The sequence below is a fragment of the Pseudoalteromonas sp. PPB1 genome, assembly GCF_015356275.1.
Lineage (GTDB): Bacteria > Pseudomonadota > Gammaproteobacteria > Enterobacterales > Alteromonadaceae > Pseudoalteromonas > Pseudoalteromonas rubra_D.
Genome location: NZ_JACEQV010000010.1, coordinates 37743 through 56801 on the forward strand (window position 1 = coordinate 37743; position 19059 = coordinate 56801).

At 48.6% G+C, this 19059-nt stretch carries 25 protein-coding genes; 19 read left to right on the plus strand and 6 right to left on the minus strand.

What is annotated here, in order from left to right:
- Positions 1-174: 174 nt before the first annotated feature.
- Together IY568_RS11690 and IY568_RS11695 are read left to right on the plus strand one after the other, a co-directional pair.
- Positions 175-678, plus strand: coding sequence for an RNA polymerase sigma factor (locus tag IY568_RS11690; RefSeq protein WP_194867630.1), 504 nt, complete (start codon positions 175-177; stop codon positions 676-678).
- Complete coding sequence (locus IY568_RS11695) at positions 678-1223, plus strand: hypothetical protein (protein WP_194867631.1); 546 nt, start codon at positions 678-680, stop codon at positions 1221-1223. Before IY568_RS11690 ends, IY568_RS11695 begins: the two co-directional genes overlap by 1 nt.
- Here IY568_RS11695 and IY568_RS11700 read toward each other — a convergent pair whose 3' ends face one another.
- The 4 genes from IY568_RS11700 to IY568_RS11715 all read right to left on the minus strand — a co-directional run bounded on the left by IY568_RS11700 (position 1224) and on the right by IY568_RS11715 (position 5010).
- The gene (locus tag IY568_RS11700) at positions 1224-2690 is read right to left on the minus strand and encodes a sensor histidine kinase (protein WP_194867632.1); all 1467 of its coding nucleotides are present in this window, start codon (positions 2688-2690) and stop codon (positions 1224-1226) included. It abuts the gene before it with no gap.
- The gene (locus tag IY568_RS11705) at positions 2687-3415 is read right to left on the minus strand and encodes a response regulator transcription factor (protein ID WP_125562246.1); all 729 of its coding nucleotides are present in this window, start codon (positions 3413-3415) and stop codon (positions 2687-2689) included. Before IY568_RS11705 ends, IY568_RS11700 begins: the two co-directional genes overlap by 4 nt.
- Positions 3416-3491: 76 nt before the next feature.
- A complete protein-coding gene (locus IY568_RS11710) occupies positions 3492-4298 on the minus strand; it encodes a spondin domain-containing protein (protein ID WP_125562248.1) in 807 nt (268 codons plus the stop codon).
- A 10-nt stretch (positions 4299-4308) separates the two neighbouring features.
- Complete coding sequence (locus tag IY568_RS11715; protein WP_125562250.1) at positions 4309-5010, minus strand: spondin domain-containing protein; 702 nt, start codon at positions 5008-5010, stop codon at positions 4309-4311.
- 608 nt (positions 5011-5618) lie between these two features.
- Between IY568_RS11715 and IY568_RS11720 the strand changes: the two genes are divergently transcribed.
- A complete protein-coding gene (locus tag IY568_RS11720) occupies positions 5619-5810 on the plus strand; it encodes a hypothetical protein (protein ID WP_125562252.1) in 192 nt (63 codons plus the stop codon).
- A gap of 202 nt (positions 5811-6012) precedes the next feature.
- On the opposite strand, the gene IY568_RS11725 is transcribed toward IY568_RS11720, so the two are convergent.
- Positions 6013-6375, minus strand: a complete 363-nt coding sequence (locus IY568_RS11725; protein WP_125562254.1) for a PilZ domain-containing protein — start codon at positions 6373-6375, stop codon at positions 6013-6015.
- A gap of 289 nt (positions 6376-6664) precedes the next feature.
- Entirely contained in the window at positions 6665-8329 is a 1665-nt protein-coding gene (ettA, locus tag IY568_RS11730) for an energy-dependent translational throttle protein EttA (protein ID WP_010385184.1), read from the minus strand.
- A 546-nt stretch (positions 8330-8875) separates the two neighbouring features.
- Between ettA and IY568_RS11735 the strand changes: the two genes are divergently transcribed.
- The 16 genes from IY568_RS11735 to IY568_RS11810 all read left to right on the plus strand — a co-directional run bounded on the left by IY568_RS11735 (position 8876) and on the right by IY568_RS11810 (position 18899).
- A complete protein-coding gene (locus IY568_RS11735; RefSeq protein ID WP_125562256.1) occupies positions 8876-9151 on the plus strand; it encodes a helix-turn-helix domain-containing protein in 276 nt (91 codons plus the stop codon).
- Entirely contained in the window at positions 9126-9488 is a 363-nt protein-coding gene (locus IY568_RS11740) for a hypothetical protein (RefSeq protein ID WP_125562258.1), read from the plus strand. The genes IY568_RS11735 and IY568_RS11740 overlap by 26 nt, the downstream gene beginning before the upstream one ends.
- A gap of 11 nt (positions 9489-9499) precedes the next feature.
- A complete protein-coding gene (locus IY568_RS11745) occupies positions 9500-9919 on the plus strand; it encodes a glycoside hydrolase family protein (RefSeq protein WP_010385181.1) in 420 nt (139 codons plus the stop codon).
- 36 nt (positions 9920-9955) lie between these two features.
- Positions 9956-10201 (plus strand): hypothetical protein, encoded by a 246-nt coding sequence (locus IY568_RS11750; protein WP_010385180.1) that lies wholly within the window; start codon positions 9956-9958, stop codon positions 10199-10201.
- A gap of 129 nt (positions 10202-10330) precedes the next feature.
- A complete protein-coding gene (locus IY568_RS11755) occupies positions 10331-11152 on the plus strand; it encodes a baseplate assembly protein (protein WP_194867633.1) in 822 nt (273 codons plus the stop codon).
- 9 nt (positions 11153-11161) lie between these two features.
- Positions 11162-12076: a phage tail protein I gene (locus IY568_RS11760; RefSeq protein WP_138539431.1), complete on the plus strand. Its 915-nt coding sequence runs from the start codon at positions 11162-11164 to the stop codon at positions 12074-12076.
- 14 nt (positions 12077-12090) lie between these two features.
- Positions 12091-12648, plus strand: coding sequence for a phage tail protein (locus tag IY568_RS11765; protein ID WP_125562264.1), 558 nt, complete (start codon positions 12091-12093; stop codon positions 12646-12648).
- Positions 12649-12681: 33 nt separating this feature from the next.
- Positions 12682-12954, plus strand: coding sequence for a hypothetical protein (locus tag IY568_RS11770; RefSeq protein WP_125562266.1), 273 nt, complete (start codon positions 12682-12684; stop codon positions 12952-12954).
- 34 nt (positions 12955-12988) lie between these two features.
- Positions 12989-13804 (plus strand): hypothetical protein, encoded by an 816-nt coding sequence (locus IY568_RS11775; protein WP_125562268.1) that lies wholly within the window; start codon positions 12989-12991, stop codon positions 13802-13804.
- 9 nt (positions 13805-13813) lie between these two features.
- Positions 13814-14266 carry a hypothetical protein gene (locus tag IY568_RS11780; RefSeq protein ID WP_138539430.1) on the plus strand — a complete coding sequence of 151 codons (453 nt, stop codon included), beginning with the start codon at positions 13814-13816 and terminating at the stop codon, positions 14264-14266.
- Positions 14267-14335: 69 nt separating this feature from the next.
- Positions 14336-15325 (plus strand): baseplate assembly protein, encoded by a 990-nt coding sequence (locus IY568_RS11785; protein WP_194867634.1) that lies wholly within the window; start codon positions 14336-14338, stop codon positions 15323-15325.
- Entirely contained in the window at positions 15318-16127 is an 810-nt protein-coding gene (locus IY568_RS11790; RefSeq protein WP_194867635.1) for a phage tail protein I, read from the plus strand. The genes IY568_RS11785 and IY568_RS11790 overlap by 8 nt, the downstream gene beginning before the upstream one ends.
- 11 nt (positions 16128-16138) lie before the next feature.
- Positions 16139-16687: a phage tail protein gene (locus tag IY568_RS11795; RefSeq protein WP_125562276.1), complete on the plus strand. Its 549-nt coding sequence runs from the start codon at positions 16139-16141 to the stop codon at positions 16685-16687.
- Entirely contained in the window at positions 16684-17598 is a 915-nt protein-coding gene (locus tag IY568_RS11800) for a hypothetical protein (protein WP_194867636.1), read from the plus strand. Before IY568_RS11795 ends, IY568_RS11800 begins: the two co-directional genes overlap by 4 nt.
- Before the next feature lie 39 nt (positions 17599-17637).
- Positions 17638-18606, plus strand: coding sequence for a hypothetical protein (locus IY568_RS11805; protein ID WP_194867637.1), 969 nt, complete (start codon positions 17638-17640; stop codon positions 18604-18606).
- Positions 18606-18899 (plus strand): tail fiber assembly protein, encoded by a 294-nt coding sequence (locus IY568_RS11810; protein ID WP_125562282.1) that lies wholly within the window; start codon positions 18606-18608, stop codon positions 18897-18899. Before IY568_RS11805 ends, IY568_RS11810 begins: the two co-directional genes overlap by 1 nt.
- Positions 18900-19059 lie beyond the last annotated feature (160 nt).

Genomic DNA, 19059 nt, shown 5'->3' on the forward strand with positions numbered 1-19059 from the left:
CTCCGGTCTTACAAAATTTTTTAATAATTTTTAAGTGCCTGATAGCTAATTGCTGGCTTCTGTAGCGAAGAGTTAGGTGCATTGTGAGAATTAAAAATAAACAAAAAATGTTGTAATAGATGCGGATCCCAGCCGACTAATACGGGCACAATCATAAAAGTGGGGTAACTGAGATTGAATGAGCGGGGCAGGGAGCTGGATAGATCGGCCATCGTCGAAACTTACTGGCCGCAGATCAATCGCGCAGCAAGGGGCTACGAAAACCGGCCATCCCTGTGTGAAGAGCTTACGCAGGATATGGCCTTTGCGCTATGGCGCGCCCTTGGACATTTTGACGGCAAGTGTCAGTTAAATACCTACGTGTACCGGGTGATCCACAATGTTGCGGTCGACCACATTCGTAAGCACAGCAGACAAAAAGAAGATGAACTGAGCGAAGCGCATACACTCAGTACGGATTCACCTGAGTCAAACATACAAAAATACCAACAGCAACAGCAGCTGACCAGAGCTATACATCGGCTGCCATTGAGTCTCAGGCAGGTGATGCTGCTCAAACTTGAAGGGGTTGATACGGCTCAAATCAGTGATGTGTTGGGGATCAGTGAGGCCAATGTCGGGATCCGACTGCATCGTGCTAAAGCACAACTCGCTGAACAATTGAAGGAGAATAGCTGATGGATAATCATGACTTTTCGGATTTAGCACAGTTGTGGCAGTCGACGCCAACGTCATCACTGGCATTGGAAAGGTGTATTCAGCGTCACAAAAAGCAGCGTTTCAGGCTTTGGTTTAGTATTGTCATTGAGACACTGGTATTGCTGTTGGTGAGCGTCTGGTTTGTGCGTGCAATACTTGAATCCGTCCCTCTGGTGACGCAACTGTGGCTGGGCTTTGGCTGCTTCTGGGGTGGGAGTATGTACATTATGGTCAATAAAAGCCGTGCAGCCAGTTTAGGTATAATAAAAACTCAACAGCTATCAGCGGGACTCAAAGTGCATCAACAGCTGCTCAGGGAGGAGATTTTTCGTTGGGATCTCAGCATTAAGGCCACGCTACTGTTTGTTCTGGTTCTACTACTCTATGCCCTGACTCCGTATCTTGTAGGAAGCGTGGAGATGGTTAAGGGGGTGATTGGACTGACAGCATTGCTTATGGTGATAGGCGTGTTTACGTTTAAAAAACGCCAAGCGGAACAGGTACTAAAAACACTGAGTGAGTAATCACTCAGTGCCACGCACCTGAAACACAAATTCGCTACCTTCACCAAGTTGGCTGTTGACCTTAATCTCCGACTTCAAAAGCCGTAATAACCTGGCTGTGATCGCCAGTCCCAGACCTGCATGGGTTTTTTTACAGCCTTTGCTGTTGCTAGCCTGGTAACGTGCTTCAAAGATATAGGGCAGCTCTTTGGGGCTGATCCCCACGCCGGTATCCTGAATAGCGATGTCATAGCCACCGTCTTTGGCGGTCACTGCAATGGAGATGGTGCCACCAGCCGGCGTATGGCGCAGCGCGTTTTCAATCAGGTTACTCATTATCCTTTCCAGTTTGGCGATGTCTGAGTAGACCACAAAGTCACACTCGGTGGGGGTGACGCACAACGTGATGTCCGCCTGTTGTGCCTTGAGGGCAAATTTGGCCAGCACATCATATATCAGTTCACCCATGTTAAAGACTTCAAAGTGCACCTGAGTGTGGCCGGATTCCAGGTGTGCCAGTTCAAATATTTGATCAATCAGGTTTTTAAGCTGCGTACAGTTCTTTAATGCAATACTCATATAGCGTTGCATTTCACCTGATGAGGCAGCACCTCGCTCCACCAGCTCTAGGTACCCCTGCAAAGAGGCCAGCGGTGTGCGCAGGTCGTGTGACAGGTGGGCAAGCAACTGGCGGCGTTGTTCATCCACTGCGGTCAGTTGCGACATCTGTTGATTGATGGTTTGCAGCATGGTGTTAATGCCATTGCCGAGCTGGTGGATTTCGTTATCCTGCTGCTGCCAACTGAGCAGGGGGGCTTGTTTGATATCAAATTTATGGTGTTCAACGGTATGAATATATTGATTCAGCCGTTTCAGTGGTTTGGTCATAAAACGGAACAGCAGTAGCAGCGTGAGAAACAATAGCAGCAGAAAAACCCCTAACCACACAGCCTGTTTCACCAGCTGATCTGAACTATTGAGTTGCGCCACAATCGAATCATAAATTGACGAGCCTATAATGACATACAGATACCCCTGCAATTTCTGCTCGTTGTACACAGGTGCTACAGAAAAGATTTTACTGCCGTCAAGCGAACGGGGGTCATCCCCATAAACCGGGAGCTTAGCAGGTGATTTGATCAGCTGCACTAGCGGGCCCAGGTCAATTGACTCACGTTTTACCTCACCAGGTTTTGCCGAGTAGGTCAGTAGTTTGCCGCTTGGGTCGACAAAGTAAAATTCAAATGCCGGGCCCAGTACCATTAAAGTATGAAACAGGTTTTCCAGTGCTTTATAGTCGTATACACCCTGTTGCAACAAGGGGTTATCCTGCGCCAGATGCTCAGCCAGTCCAATGTGCAGCTGTTGTTCTGCCTGCGCACGGGAAACGGAGGACAGGTTCTGTGTCCACCATACAAAGACAGACACGATCAGCATAAAGACGGCCGTAATAGTCAACGCCAGACGGTGATAAAGTGAAAGGGTCATTGCATTTCCTGCTGTAGCGGTTTGGCATTGAGTTTATAGCCTACACCCCACACCGTTTCTATGATGGCGTGCTCAGTTATTTGCTCAAATTTGTTGCGAATACGATTGATATGAGAATTAACGGTGTGCTCATATCCCAGATGATCATAGCCCCAAACTGATTCAAGTAGTTGGGCCCGGGAAAACACCTGGTTGGGATGCCGGGCAAAAAACAGCACTAAATCAAATTCAGTCGCGGTGAGGTCGACAGGCATTTGCTTGAGGGTTAGCTCATGATAGTGGGGATCAATATGCAGCTGGCCAATGACCACCGGGTTGGTTGTGCTTGAGCTAGGTTGTTGCTGTGGTTCTTGCAGCAGCTTGATGTGCCTGAGCTGGGCCTTGACTCGGGCCTGAAACTCCCGGTAGCTAAATGGCTTGCAAATGTAGTCATCTGCGCCCATTTCAAGACCAATGATCCGGTCCATTTCACTGCTTTTGGAGGTCATCATGATCACGCTAGTTTTAGGGTAGCGAGTTTTGATTTCCCGGCACAGTGTCAGACCGTCCACTTCAGGTAGCATGATATCGAGTATCACGATGGCATAATGTTGATTGGTCAGTTGTGGCATAACCAGATCTCCACTGGCAAGGTGATCAACGCCGAGATCTAGCTCGTTCAGGTGAACGCGTAATAGATCGGCAATATCAGCATCGTCTTCAACGATAAGCACTTTTTGCTGCATAGCAGGTCTCCACACCGGTGTTTGCTACCGGTTGTCAGTGCTCCGTGACCGCAACGGTCACGGAGCGGCTGGGAGACTACTTGGTTCTGGTAATGGTAACCGTCATTAGCGGGTTGTCGAATTTATGGCTGCTTGTTAACACCGACGTTGTCAGCCCGTCATCCATACCAACCACACCTGGGTGCATGGCCACCTTGTTTAACGCTTCTCTTTCGGCACTAAACCCTGTACCACCATCGGCTGGGCCAGGTATGGTGCCCTGGGCTTCCGTATTGGCCTCTGTGCCCGCGTCATAGGCATGTGTCGTGTATGTCATCACTTGACCTACTGTCATTGCAGACACATCCAAAGCATTAAGACCGGTAAAGCCATCATTTGTATTCACCATCATGGAAATCAAAGACAACTTTTGTCCATCCAGGGAGTCATGGGTCAGCGTCAACTCGGTTTTTTGCCCAGGTGGTAGGGGCGCGGTTGCAGAGGTCTGGCTTTGCACGACGTCGAGTGCCAGCAGGCCGCTGCTATCCCCGCCTTCTGCTAATACTTCCAGTGCATCGATTGCCGGTTCGCCCAGTTGCCAGAATTGTCCTTCCTGATGCAGCGCAACGGCAATGGGAGAAAGCGGCTGAGCGTAAGTCAGGTTAGTTGCAGTGATCATTAACTCCACTGTGGTTGGTGTGGGGTCTGTTGGATCTGTCGGATCAGTTGGGTCAGTCGGGTCCGTTGGATCTGGGTCAGCAGGATCGGGATCTGCGGGAGCCGGGTCATCGACCATGTTCATATCATCATCGGGCATAGTAACGGGCATGTTATCGTCGTTATCGCTGCCACAGGCAGCCAGTACTAAGCAGGCCGCAGGCAGGGTGAGTCTAAATAATTTCATGGCGGGCCCCTTACTTAACGGTTACGGTAACTTTGGCAACGGGGTTCAACCAGCGGTGTACTGTGTTATGTAGGTCACTTTTTCCACCGGTTGCGTCATCATCGCCCAGATTGCCGCGGTGAATATGTACAAACGCATTTTCTTCCATATCCGTAACACCACTGCCCTGAGTACCTGGGTCAACGCCCGGAGAGGCGGGAATACCTGGCGTGCCTGGTGCACCTGAGCCATCTACAATTAGTTCATTATTTGCTTCTGTACCTGCATCATAGGCATTCAGATAGATATGATAAGTACCAGGTGTAGTGGGGATCGGCCAACTGTTCAGGCCAACAAATCCATCATTGGTTGGCAGCATCATCGCGACAATTGACAAGCGGTCATTGCCTTCATCGGTTTCCAGGCTGGTCATGGTTGAAGTGACTGGTGCGAGTAGTCCTGCGGCTGGATTTTCCATTGTGTTGGCATTGATACCTGTCAATATCTCACTTAAACCGGCCAGTGAGCCACCTTCTGCCATAGCTGTGAGTGCTTCAGATGCGGCTTCGCCAGCATTGAACAACATGGCATCGCTGGTGTGTGCGCTCACCAGTAACGGGGTAAAATAGATCCCCTGTGTCAGGTTGGTGATCTTCACGTCGAGTGATGCAGCGTTGGCTGTACCAGATGCTAATAAAATACCTGTGATGAGGGGGATGATGCGTGTTTTCATAATTTACTCTTGTTGTTTGGATTTGACCCTAACAAGCATGCAGGTAAATTATTGAGAATCACTCCCGCAATTATCACAAAACCATCACAATACGGTGACGTTTTTGTCTGAGAGCATAATCCTTATTGCTAAAGTGCAACATCCATGAATCCGCCATTTGTAGCCAGATCTCTATTTGTTATTAATAGCCATGAAGTTAAGTGTGGTGAAGCAGAGCGAATCCAATGCAGTAATACTGCTATATAAAAGTGTCAGCTAACGTGGGTAGGAGTGTATAAAGGCGATATGTTCTGAAAAGCCCGCCTGATGAGTTTAATTTAGCGAGTCTGGTGCATTCCTGTTTGATTAGTGTTGCCATGTGACCGGTAGTAATAAGTTTTGCTGCACTGCCCGCAGTTTTGATGTCATTTTTGCAGGTAAGCGTACATTTTCATTTGATAGAGCTTTCATTGGTTGTTTGTGTAGTCTCAGGAACTTAGATATCCCCGTTTTTTGTTTCAAAAGCAACGTAAAAATAAGTCCAGAGTGAAATAAAAGTAAAATATTAACCCGGGTCGCTCATGTTATGCTCAACTGTCATTACCTAAACGAACTACAAGGAAACAGTTATGAAGCTTAACCTCAACAAAAAACAGTTAAAGCGTTTAACTTTTGAACAAAAAAAACTTGAAGGTCAGACACCTAAGGTTGCTGGTGGAGCTGGGTCTTACTATGCATGCTGGTCAGATCAACCATACTACTGTATGACCTGGGATGCAGACTGTATTACCGAGCGTCGTTGTAACACCTGGCCAAACTAAGACGGTCAGAGGTTTAAACGAAACACTGCAGAAAAGGGCTGTTAGTCACCCTTTTCTGTCTTTAGCCTGGTTGGGGCGGTGGAAATAAATGCTAGTCTGCACACTTTAATTCGTATCCGAATAGTAAAGTGTTATCAGTAGGGAGCCCATTACTTCTGGCTGCGACAAGCGAGTCAGATAGAAAACTCAGCTAATGCAGTGCTTAGTCGTGTAGCAGTAGCTGTTCCAGATCGCGGTGAAGTACGTCATCATCCCCCAGGTTGAGTTCAATCAGACGCTTGAGATGCGTGACGCTGTCGAGGTCGATTTGATTACAGTGTACACCGAGGTGACATTCCTCAATATGACGGACCTGTACTTCCATGGCTATCTGTATGTCACTTTGCGGCAGGGCAAAGCGCAGGCTGGCCGGCTCATCTCTAAGGGGCACATACCCAACAGGTAAAGTCACTAAAGCGCCATTGAGTGACAGGTCGATGACTTCGCACTTGTAATCGCCGCTGGCCGTCATCAACACCGCCGGGTTAGAAAACAGTACGCGTGAAAATCGTCTACGTTCTTTCATCAGTATTCTCTTAGCTTGTTTATCTATAGCTTAGCTAGTTTTTGCCCCAGTCTCCACTAATACCAATGCCACTTACAACTTGTTCGATTTGCAGGCGAAAATTTGGCACTAGCGGCGTTAAAAGTTTCTTATCTAGGTGCCTAAACCGCAAAATCTTTACCTGGTTAACGATACTCTTTTCTCGCCTTGAAATAGTACGCATTAGTTATGTAGATTGGTACAAACTCTCGTTCTGAGTAGGTATAAAAAAGCCCTGAAAGTCAGGGCTCATATCTGGCATTATTGGCGATTAACCAATTTTTTTGTACTTGATGCGCTTAGGCTCTGCGGCCTCGGCACCATAGGTCTTTTTCAGCCATTCTTCATATTCTGTGTAGTTGCCATCGAAGAAGTTCACCTGACCTTCGTCACGGTAATCCAGAATATGGGTTGCGATACGGTCAAGGAACCAGCGGTCGTGCGAGATACACATGACACAGCCCGGGAATTCCAGAATCGCGTTTTCCAGTGCACGCAGGGTTTCCACGTCCAGGTCATTGGTAGGCTCATCCAGCAGGATCACGTTACCACCGGCCTTGAGTAGTTTGGCCAGGTGCAAACGGTTGCGCTCACCACCAGACAACTCTTTCACAAATTTTTGCTGGTCATTGCCTTTGAAGTTAAAGCGGCCAACATACGCACGGCTGGGCACTTCAAAGTTACCAATTTTCAGGATGTCCTGGCCATCAGATACTTCCTGGAATACGGTGTTGTTGCCATCCATGTCGTCGCGGAACTGCTCAACGGTCGCCAGCTCTACGGTTTCGCCCAGTACAATGTCGCCGCTGTCCGGTTGGTGTTGACCACTGAGCATTCTGAACAGGGTTGATTTACCCGCACCGTTGGCACCGATAATACCGACGATAGCACCTTTAGGCACTGAGAAGCTTAAGTTGTCAATTAGGACGCGATCACCAAAGCTCTTGGTCAGGTTATTGACTTCAATTACCTGATCACCCAGGCGAGGCCCTGGTGGGATGAACAGTTCATTGGTCTCGTTACGTTTTTGGTAATCAGACTGCTGAAGTTCGCTGAACTGTGCCATACGAGCTTTGGATTTAGCCTGACGGCCTTTCGGGTTTGAACGTACCCACTCAAGTTCTTTCTCAATAGACTTCTGGCGTGCTTTTTCAGATTTCTCTTCTTGTTTCAGGCGGGCATCTTTTTGCTCCAGCCACGAAGAGTAGTTACCTTCCCACGGAATACCATGGCCACGGTCTAGTTCCAGGATCCAGCCCGCCACATTATCAAGGAAGTAACGGTCGTGGGTAATGGCAACGACAGTGCCTTCGTAGTCATGTAAGAAACGCTCTAACCAGGCCACTGACTCAGCATCCAGGTGGTTGGTTGGTTCGTCCAGTAACAGCATGTCTGGTTTTTCAAGTAACAGGCGACAGATTGCAACCCGGCGACGTTCACCCCCTGACAGGTGCTCAATTTTAGCGTCCCACTCAGGTAAGCGTAGTGCATCTGCGGCACGTTCCAGCGCGTTGTCCAGATTGTGACCGTCGTGTGCCTGGATAATGGCTTCCAGCTCACCTTGCTCTTTAGCAAGGGCGTCGAAGTCGGCGTCTTCCATTGCATACTCTGCGTATACTTCGTCGAGACGGCTCAGTGCACGTTTTACTTCGCCCACTGCTTCTTCAATGGTTTCGCGCACCGTTTTGCTTTCATCCAGCACCGGCTCCTGAGGCAGATAGCCAATTTTTGTGCCTGGCTGCGGACGTGCTTCCCCTTCAAACTCGGTATCTACCCCGGCCATGATACGTAGCAGGGTTGATTTACCTGCACCATTTAGACCAAGCACACCAATTTTGGCACCCGGAAAAAAGCACAGAGAAATATCTTTTAAGATTGTGCGTTTGGGTGGTACGACTTTGCTCACCCGCGACATTGTATAGATATATTGAGCCATGAATTTTGCTTCTCTTTATTTAGATGTGGTTATTCTAGTGAATGCCGTGCACGGGGGCAATGTTTGTCTGACACACTGGCCAATTTGTGAAGAAAACCCTTTCAAATTTTACAATTGTTAATCTGGTTTGCTTTTATCGCGAGTCGCTAGTTAGCTTTTACAAGATTCAGGGATAAATTTTAACTTTATAATTGTTAGGGCATTTTTGACCTGTTTCGGGCCAATGAAAACGGTATTATAGCCCTAAGCTTGATAAAGCTACGACATGGAGTTGTAAACATGTGATGCAGTTTTGGCATCAGCGCACTTTTCCTTCATTCCCTGCGCCAGCACATTCAGAACAGCGGATGTTACATGGGGCTTGTGACCAGTAAGCCAGGTTCACATACGCACCAGTTTAATTCAATGACCAGAGAAATAAACAGTGGCCACCATTGTCTACAACCGCTTACCTTCGCGGCCTGGCACATACGAGTGCTGCAATTTGTTAGCCATTTAAGGGACGCTGTTTTGTTTGATGAATGACTTCACAGTATAAGGAAAACGATGAAGCAATATATGTATGCAAAGCCGCGGTTAACGCAGCAAAAAAGAACCCCGATGGGGGCAGATATCCTGAGATTTGCCCGTCTCTTAAGAGGTTATACGCAGGCTGAGTCAGCAGCACATTATGGCGTCGAAGAGCGCACGCTGAGACGCTGGGAAAACAAAGAATACAGCCCTAGGTGGAACGACGTTGTCGGTCTGGTCGAGGATGTTTATGCACTCGATATTTTAGAAGTAATAGGAAAGATCAATGATGATGACACAACCAACCATTAAGCAGTTACGCGCCGCTTTAAAACGCTGGGGTCGTTTCTGGCGTGCAAAAGAACTGGGTAAAGGGTTTAGCCGTCAGGCCGTGACCGAGCGAGTAGGTGATTCCAGTGCCCGTTATGTGAGCAGCGATATGATGAGCGTGCCTGAAGAAATAGAGACATTGACACAGCAGATTGCACAACTTAGGCCTGAATGTATCCGTGCACTGCGCGGTAAGTATCTGGTTGAAGGAGACATTGCACAGGTTGCAAAAACGCTGGGTTTTGACTCAAAACGCTCGTTAGAGTTTTGGCTCGTTAAAGCTGAGCGTAGTCTGCTTCAGAGCTTGTGTCAGCCATAAGGAGGAACACAATGACAATTATGAATACGGTTGAGCAGATAAAAAAACATGAGGGATTCCGTCGTTTTCCTTATTACTGCACGGCTGGCAAACTCACGATAGGGTATGGCAGAAATTTGGAACAAAATGGTATAGCTGAGGAAGAAGCGGAGCAGTTATTGGCACAGGATGTGGCCAATGCTCAGGCTGGTGTGCGGCGTCGTGTTGATATCTCTCATTGCAATGAAGCTCGTCAGGCAGTGCTGACAAATATGGCCTTCAACCTCGGTGTGCGAGGGTTGCTGGGTTTCAATAACATGCTTGATGCAGTACAACATGGCGACTTTGAGCGAGCAGCACTGGAAATGCTGGATAGTCGCTGGGCCCGACAAGTTCCTGAGCGCGCAGAGGAGCTGGCGCAGCAAATGCTCAGTGGGCAGTGGCAATCTTAAATTGGGGGAAACTATGAATGAGGAGGTGGCCAAACCATGCAAGCCGACCAATGGCAAATGAAAAAGGAGCTGAATCTGGCTCATATCCTGACCACCATTGCACTGTTGGTGTCAGGCATTTTATATCTCAATGATCTGGACAAGCGGATCACCACGAATTCGCAGGAGCTTGCACATCTCAAGCAAATCCGCAAAGAGGACCAGAAGCGCATTGAAAAGCGTCTTGACTCTATCGATAAAAAGCTCGACGCATTGTTGAGTGCTAAACGAAACAACGGTTAGCCAGCAGGGCGGTCGATACCGACACGCGTATCGTGAAGTACCGTCACCACATTTCTACACATTGACTGAAACTGACTTACCTGAGCAAGGCTGTTCGGGCCGGACAGTTTTTGCCTGAGGAATTGACCTATGAATACCGCGATAGATCTGTCACGCCTGGCACCACCAGCGGTGATAGAAACATTGAACTACGAAGAGATCCGCGCTGAGTTAGTTGAGGCGATATCGGAACGTTTGCCTGAACACAGCTTTTTGGCATCTGATCCTGTCATCAAAGTGCTGGAGGTTGCTGCCTACCGGGAATTGCTTCTGAGACAAAGGGTGAACGACGCTGCACAAGCGGTGATGCTGGCCTTCGCCTCAGGCAGTAATCTTGATCACCTCGGTGGCTTGTTTGGTGTTGCACGGGCTGATGCAGAAGATGATGAGCGTTATCGGGCGCGTATTCCGCTTTCTTTAGAAAGCCACAGTATGGCCGGTACGACAGGTGCTTATCAGTTTCAGTCTTTGCTCGCAGACGCTCGGGTACGGGATGTTCATGTTACATCGAGCACACCCGGCGTGGTTGAAGTAACAGTACTGACCGACATAGGTGCTGATCTGGCAGCGGTACAAAGTGCAGTGTCAGACCATCTGAATCATGAGGATGTTCGGCCATTGACGGATCAGGTGCAGGTATCGGCCACCAGGCCAACCAGTGTGCCTGTTGAAGCCCACGTTTATCTTAACCCGGGTGTGAATGAGTCGCAGGTCAGACTGGCGATTGATACTGCACTGGATGCATTTAATCAGGCGCATACCCGGTTGGGTAAAGAGATCCCGCACTCTGCAATTATCGATCTGTTACATCAGGGCGGGGTGCGCAAAATTAAATTATTGTCACCTTCGGATGACATAACGCCCGAAGATACGCAGGCCGTGAGTTTGTCGCTGCATTTGAGTTTTTTCTAGGAGGTCTTCGTGACAGTCAGTACTGATTTACTGCCGCCAGGAGCCTCTGAATTAGAACGCAGCCTGAGTGCAGGCACACACTATGCGGAGCGGGGTGTCACACCTGAGCATGTGGCCAAGCTCTGGGATCCGCAAACGTGCCCGGAGTCTCTGCTGCCCTGGCTGGCATGGGCCCTGTCGGTGGATGAATGGGATGAAAACTGGCCGAGCGAAACCAAACGGGCGTTGATCGCTCGCTCAGTTCCGATCCACAAGCACAAGGGAACCGTCGGCTCAGTGAAACGAGCGCTCTCTTCGCTGGGTCTGGAGCTGGAGTTTTTCGAGTGGTTTGAAGATACCGATGATGTTTATCTGGCGCCTTACTTAAGCACGGAGCCACATACCTTCGTTTTTATTGCCTGGGCCAATGCGCTGCCTTACACCAGCCGGGCTGTCAAGCTGGATCAAAGCCTTTACGATGCTATCCATCGGGTGACCAACCAGACTAAGCCACAAAAGGCGCACTTTGATTTCCTGGTGGGGATGAAAATGGCGAGCGCTGCGGCGGCGGGGGCAATTGTCCATCCGATCACGCATAAGCGCTTATATGGTGCGGTTGAGCCCTGTATTGGCGACAAAGCCAAACAGCGTGACAGCCAGGCGAGTGTGTCTGTGGCTGCGTCTTTATCCGATAAGCGTTATCAGGTACTCAGACACCGTGCAGGAGTGGATAAACTACGTCACCGGATCTCTCAGTGCGGTTTACGCCAGGCATTTTGTATGACACGCCGACCTGTGCAGGTTGTTCGTTTCAGAGGACTGTCGGATCAGCGTATTCCCGATGAATTTATTAACAGTGTCAGTTGCGCCGCCCCGGTGATGCATATCAGTCGCCGTCGGGTGAGTGCAGTGCGTTGCTACGGCACGCTTGGCGCACCTGCATAAAGGAGTTTCTAACAATGAGTATTTTACTTCAGCCCGTGATCACTTCGGCGGGCTTGTCGGCGCTGTTCAGAGCGCAACAAGGTGGTTTTAAAGCCAAAATCAGTAAAGTGGGTCTGGGCAGCGGTAGTTATCAGCCCCATGAAGGGATCACTCGTCTGCAGGACGAGAAATACAAACTGGATCTGGCCAGTGCCAAAACACTCGCCGATGGCAAACAGCTACACCTCACGGTGCGTGATGCTGAGCCGATAGCGGGAGAGGGGTTTTTCGTCAATGAAATCGGTTTTTACACCGAAGAAGAAGTCGATGGACAAATACAGCATGTGTTGTTCGCTGTGTATTCCTCCCCAACTGAGTCAATTGCTTATAAATCCAATGACGTTGAGTTGCTACTGGCGTTTGACTTGACCCTGACAGGCGTGCCATCAGACTCAATCACAGTGATCGATCAGGGGGTTGAGTTCAATATTTTGGTGGCCCCTGAGCTGGCCAAAATGGGCAAGGCACAAATCGGCAATATGCATCGACATCTGAAACTCAAGTTTGCACTGATGGACAACGGCGTGCTTTAGGCACCAGAACAGAATACACAAGGAGGCACTACGATGACGCAATACAGCACGGCTCCTGAGCGGGCACAACAGCTGGCCGAAGAGGCCATAAAATTACTCAAACAAGCCAAAGCACTGCAACATCAGGCGCACGTTGATGCTGCCCGGGTGCAGGCCTATCAACAGCACAGTGACGGCCTCGCATTTCAGTTTTTGGCGGCATGCGCTGAGTATGGTGAACACAGCCCGCAGGCTGGCAAGGCCCGTGAGCGCTGGCTGGGCGCACGTAACGCCATTAAAGCGCAGTTTCCAAGAACTTCAATTTAGACACTTTTTAACTCAAATTTAAACGGAGAAATATATGGCATTAGAACACGATATTGCCAGCCTGGTTGAAGCCTCAGAAGCCCTGACCAGCACGGTAGACAACAAAATTCAGAGTATTGATAGCGCGCTCAATGCGGCTATTAGTGCTTCACAGAGCAAAACGGATCAGCATCTGGCAAAAGTGGATGCGAAGCTGAGTTCGTATACGGAATCTCAGTCGCATTTTCGAGTGACAAAGAACCAGGCCCTTGTTCCAAATACAGATGGTTCATTTCCAAAGGACTGGGGCGCAGGGATTTTAAAACAAGCCAGGTTAGTTGAGACTGTAGAAACCGGGGTTGAAGTAAACGACAGAAGCGAGCTTGCACGTGAGTTTTTACGCGCAATCGGCTCAGACACGAAGTATTTTGCCAAGAACTTTAATATCTGGGAGCTGGAGTTTGCCCCTTACCGCAATATCACCAATGCGCAGGGGAATACTGAGAAAGCACAATCATACATGATGTATCAATACGTGCGTCGTCCTACCTTCATGACGTGTGCAGCGGTTGTAAAACACATTCGTGGTGTGGTGCCAACTGGGTTTTGGTGTAGCGGTTTAGAAGCAAATGCGCCTGCTAAGGTGTGCGGCGGTGGTATAGGCCATAGTAATCGTAATTTGTACACACATTGCCACCCTTACATCAATGGTACGCACCTTGATCTGTCTGAAACAACGGTGATTCAGGTTGCATTGCCTGCGGTAGTCACTGGTAATGTCCCAATTGCTAGCGCCTGGGGTCAGTTCCCATACTTGGGTGACAGTGCAGTGTCTGCTTATGAACATCAACCAACCCCAACTTTACCTTAGGAGTGCAACATGGCAAAACTTATCGTCAATAATCAAATAGCAGAGCAATTCTTTGACCCATTTACCCCACCCGCGGTGATTGCGCAGTTTGTGGAGGAAAACTTCGGACAACATAGTGAGTACTCCATTGAGCTGAGTGAGGCTGAGCAGCAAATGATAAATCGTATTCAGGTTCGTAGTGACGTAGAAAAGCAGGTAGCAGACAGCCAGTCCTTGCTTGGTACAACGTCGGACACGACACACTTATTACTCAACGAACTCAGTGGATTCGTCAACAAACTGTCGGAAGCCAATAGCCTGGAAGACGTGAAAGCGTCTGTGACCTCTCTGAAAGCCAGCATTGGTGATATTGAAGGGAAAGTGGCAACGGGTGAGCTGACTTTTCCATATCAGAGCAAAGGGTTGGACACTGTAAAGCAGGAGATCATTGAACGCGCCAATGGCGTTAACAACCTGCTGTAACCCTTGCCCGCTCGCTACATTTTTTCGCTGCCCGCCTTAATTTCCAAACTTGTAATATCAGGAGCTGCTATGTCTCTGACCAATTTTAGTGCCATAGATATGGCCCGTTTACCTACGCCCAAGCTGATAGAGCAGCTGAGTTTTGATGAGATAAAAACCGCGATTGTGGCGGATTTTTCCCAACGCTATGACGGGGCTGTGCTGGATTATGCCAGTGATCCCGCCATTAAGCTCATAGAGGCCTTTGCCTATCGGGAAATGCTGTTGCGGCAGCGTATAAATGAGGCGGCTGAAGCTGTATTACTGGCCAAAGCCAGCAGCACTGAGCTGGATTACTTGGGGGCACGTTTTGGCGTTGAACGTGCTGTAACCTCACCAGGCAATGCCAAAGCGGTTCCTTCAGTGCCAGCGGAGTATGAAAGTGATGAGCGTTATCGTGAACGCATTCGCCTGGCACTGGAAGGATTCAGTACTGCGGGACCCGCGGGCGCTTATGTGTTTCATGCTATGAAAGCCTCACCGAAGGTACGGGATGTGTATGTATCCGCACCTGAATTCGAGCGTGCTTCAGTGACTGACGACAGCGCGACAAGCGCATTCGTGCTGACCTGTACATCAAATGCGGGATTAAGCGAGCCGATGCCGGGTGATGTGGCAGTGACCATTCTCAGTGATGAGGGTTCGGGCCTGGCATCGGACGCTTTATTGAATACAGTCCAGACGTATCTCAACCAGGATGAGATCCGTCCACTGACGGACAGAGTCAGGGTGATACCCGCTTCTATCCGCAGTTTTACCATCAATGCTCGCTTGTATTTATATCCGGGGATGGATAGCGATGCCATTAAGCAGCTGGCCATAAAAACCACCTCAGATTGGCTCAATGAGCACCGCAAACTCGGTCATGATATTTCTTTATCTGCTCTGTATGCGGTATTGCATCGTGAAGGCGTACAGCGGGTTGAGTTACTCGAACCACAGTGGGACATCACGGTGGATCAGGATGAAGCAGCTTATTGCACCGCAATTGAAGTTGACATCGGAGGCGAGCATGTCTGAGTCACTGCTACCCAATCAGGCAAGTAAGCTTGAGCGGGCATTGGATAACGCAGCAAGTCGCATCACCCAGGTGCCAGTATCACTCTCGCAACTTTGGGACCCATGGCACTGTCCGGTGCACTTTTTGCCCTGGCTGGCAGATGGGTTAAGCGTGGATAGTTGGGATAATCTCTGGCCTGAGCATATTCAGCGTCAGGTGATTGCCGACAGTGTGCCTAATCACAGAATTAAAGGCACCGCGGGGGCAGTTAAGCAGTCGCTGAGTAGCCTGAATGCCAGTGTTGAATTGCAGGAATGGTGGCAAACCGGTGGTGCACCACATAGTGCTGAGTTACTGGCACTGGCCCATGACAATCTGGACCCGCAAGGGGACACATTACTGACGCCAAAACTTCAGGCACAGCTGTGGCAAACAGTGGCTGCGACTAAACCATGTCGTAGTCAAATCCAGTTTCGCGTTGGGGTTGCGCAATCTGCTGAGTGTTCGCTAAGCAATATGGCAGCCTCGCACTCCGTGAGCCAGCTTAACATGCAAGCAAGTCCTGCTTTTACGTTCAGGACTGAGTTATTCGCGATAGCTGGAACAGACAAACCTTCAATATCAGACAGTACAAACCTGCTGAACGATGAGGGGGCTGAGTTTGATGAGCATAGTATAGTGCTGGCAGCGCGTTCTATGGGGTCCTGTATTGGAACCGGCAACTTTGAACAACAGAGCTATATGCGGTTTGAAGGTGAGTCAGAAGTAGCATCAAAGGCTAATACGCTATCAATTCAAAGTGTAAAAATGACGCTTATTTAAAAGGACATTATATGAATACGTATACACCTGTCATAACACAGCAGGGGTTAAATGCCGCTGTTAGCGCACATGATCAGGGGATCAAGATTGAAATTGCGCAGATAGCAGTGGGAGATCAAGGATATATCGCTCATCGTGACCAAATTCAGCTTAAAAACGAGCGAAATAGAGTCGATGTGAGTGGTGGTAAGGTCGTCGGTGCAGGTCATTACAACGTGACTGGGACTTTCAAGGATACAGCGCAATATGCCGTGCGTGAAGTGGGGTTTTTTCTTAATGATCAAAATAGAACATTGTTTGCGGTGTGGTCTCACCCCGAAAATGCATTGTTCTACCAGACTCCCTTGGCACAAATTGTTCAGGGGTTTGATCTGATCTTGAATGCTGTGCCTGGAGATAGCATTGATATCCACGCATCGGGTGACCTCAATCTGTTCTACGGTGAAGAGTTTCTCACCATGGCACTGGCTCAGACAAAAATGGCCAGTGCTCAGATCCAATCAAATTTACGACAAATAGCTTTTAATGAGCAGTTAATTCAAATGAGGAAAGCATTATGACGACGCTGAGTCAGAAAATTGCAGAGCTAATTGATGAAAATGCCAACCTTGTCGCCGGCGCTCAGTTATTAACGAATGAAGTTAATAGTCAGCTGGGTCTCATTGATACTGCCCTGAATTCAGTGCCAGATACCGCAATTAATGCCATCAAGTCGCACTTGGAAACCGAACTGTATGTAAACGCTGACCCCAATATCGGTAGCGATAACCATGATGGTAAAACGCCGGAACAACCGTTACAAACGTTGACTGAGGCATGCCGCCGTTTAACAGCCGGCTGCTCGGCACGCATAAAATTGGCGGCTAACGAACAAACGCATTATTTCAGTGGTGTTACCCTACCAGACTGTAATGTTCAATTTGAAGCATACACACAAACGGATTGGCTCCATTACGGTCTGAAATTACACTGTACAGGTGCAGTGGCATTTAATACGCGGGGTATTAATACCCGAATTGCGCTGCAGTTTGATGGTGACTTTGAAAAGCATATTACGTTAGAGCACAATCGCTTGTTTGAGAACATTGGCAGAGCGAATTACTCACTTTCGAGCAGCAATGATTTTTACCCTGTGATTGTACTTTACGGGGGAGAAGGCGCACTGTTTCCGCACTTTGTTGCCGTTAACTACAGTCGCTTCGCCGGGGTTGGTACGGTTGCCATGCAAAATGTTACTTTTGCGGCAGATGTCAGCATGGTAAATGGTGAAAGAAGCTTCACATATATGCCACAGTTTAGAGCAGATATCTCGCCGACTGGTGGTGGCATTCTGGCATTTTATCGAAATGTAGAGGTATACGCCGAACAGTTCACTCCTCCGGATACCGAACTGGCTCCGGGTTGCTATCTGATAACCCAAACCAGTCCTGACAATTCGTGGCTGGTACATAACAAGCCATCTCAGCCTTAAGCATACCCGCCGTACATTTTAACTATAAGGAATTGAATTGTGTCAACCAATACAGAAACGTTGGAAGGACGTCTCGTTTCATTAAACGAGGAAATTGCCAAACTGACTGAAGCCAATAATGCACTGACCGGTCAGGTTATTGCTAAGTCGTCAGTAATAGACAAAGAAGTAGCAGAAGCCCGTGCGTCTTTTCAGGGCTTTATGAAAGAAGCGAACAGTCGCTATTTGAGTTCAGCATATAATATTTACACTAAAGTAGATGCCCTCAGTGACGTCGATGTTGCCGAGCAAGTCAGGGAACAGTTCGAAGCAGGGCACCAGAGTGTTGAGATTATCATTCCTGAAAACACCATCTGCACCTGGAAAACGGAATTGTATGTCCCCCCTGGTCGTAACTTGTTAATTACAGGACGAAATAAAGAAACTTCAATTATCGAGTTTAAGGCCTTTCGACAATATAGTGCGGCCGGTGAGTTGTGTGACTTTATTAATCCAATCAGGATCACAAATGGGGTGAATCTGGCGACGAAGAATATCACACTCAGACAGGTTGCTGAAATTGGTAAAAAGTCTGCTCCTTACCGCCACGGTATGGTTACTCTACAGGGGTACAACGAACACAGTGGCACCGTTGATTTATATTTCCGGGACACGCAATTTGAGACGTATGACTGTATCGTCCACCCAGAGGGGATTGGATTGGGCACTGCCTCAATCTTGTTTCAGGGTTGTCACTTAAAGCAAGTGGCAAATCCACAGTGGTTTACGGCCCATAATTGCGGATGGATTGGCTGGCATTCCTGGTCGTTCATCGGAAAGTACCTATCGGTGATTAAGAGGAAGTGCACGCAGGAACCTTTGAATGTAGATGTTGATGTCTCTGACGGTAAAGTGCTTGATTTTATCGCTGCATGGGGCTTTAGCGATTCGGTGAAATCCGGAATGGATGTCAGTGAGAGATTAACACCACAGACGAATACGAGTTTACAATTTTGGGGAGCAGTCTAATGCTGGCTAATATTAAGTATCAGGGAATCGAATATATTAACTCAACAAAAGCGGAATTGCTGGAGGCGGGCGTACCGGAAAGTATTGTGGATGATGCCTGTCGGACCCAGTTACTGGATGAACTAAGAAAACGACGCAATATGCTACTTCAGGAGTGTGACTGGACGCAGATCCCGGACGCACCGATCGCGCCAGAGCAGCAGCAAGTATGGGCTGAATATCGTCAAGCACTCCGTGACTTACCGAATGGATTAACGGATCCCGGGCAAGTTACCTGGCCAGAGCTACCCTAAGATAAATTGTTTGTTTACCTAATCTGACTCAGGAAACTGGATTTCTTGCCATTCCTTGGGGCAATGTGCGGGTTATTGTAAGTGTGTCAGCAGCCTTACTGTTTTTGGCTGATGATTACTACAGTCCAGCGCATCTTCGCTTCACACTTATGTTCACTTA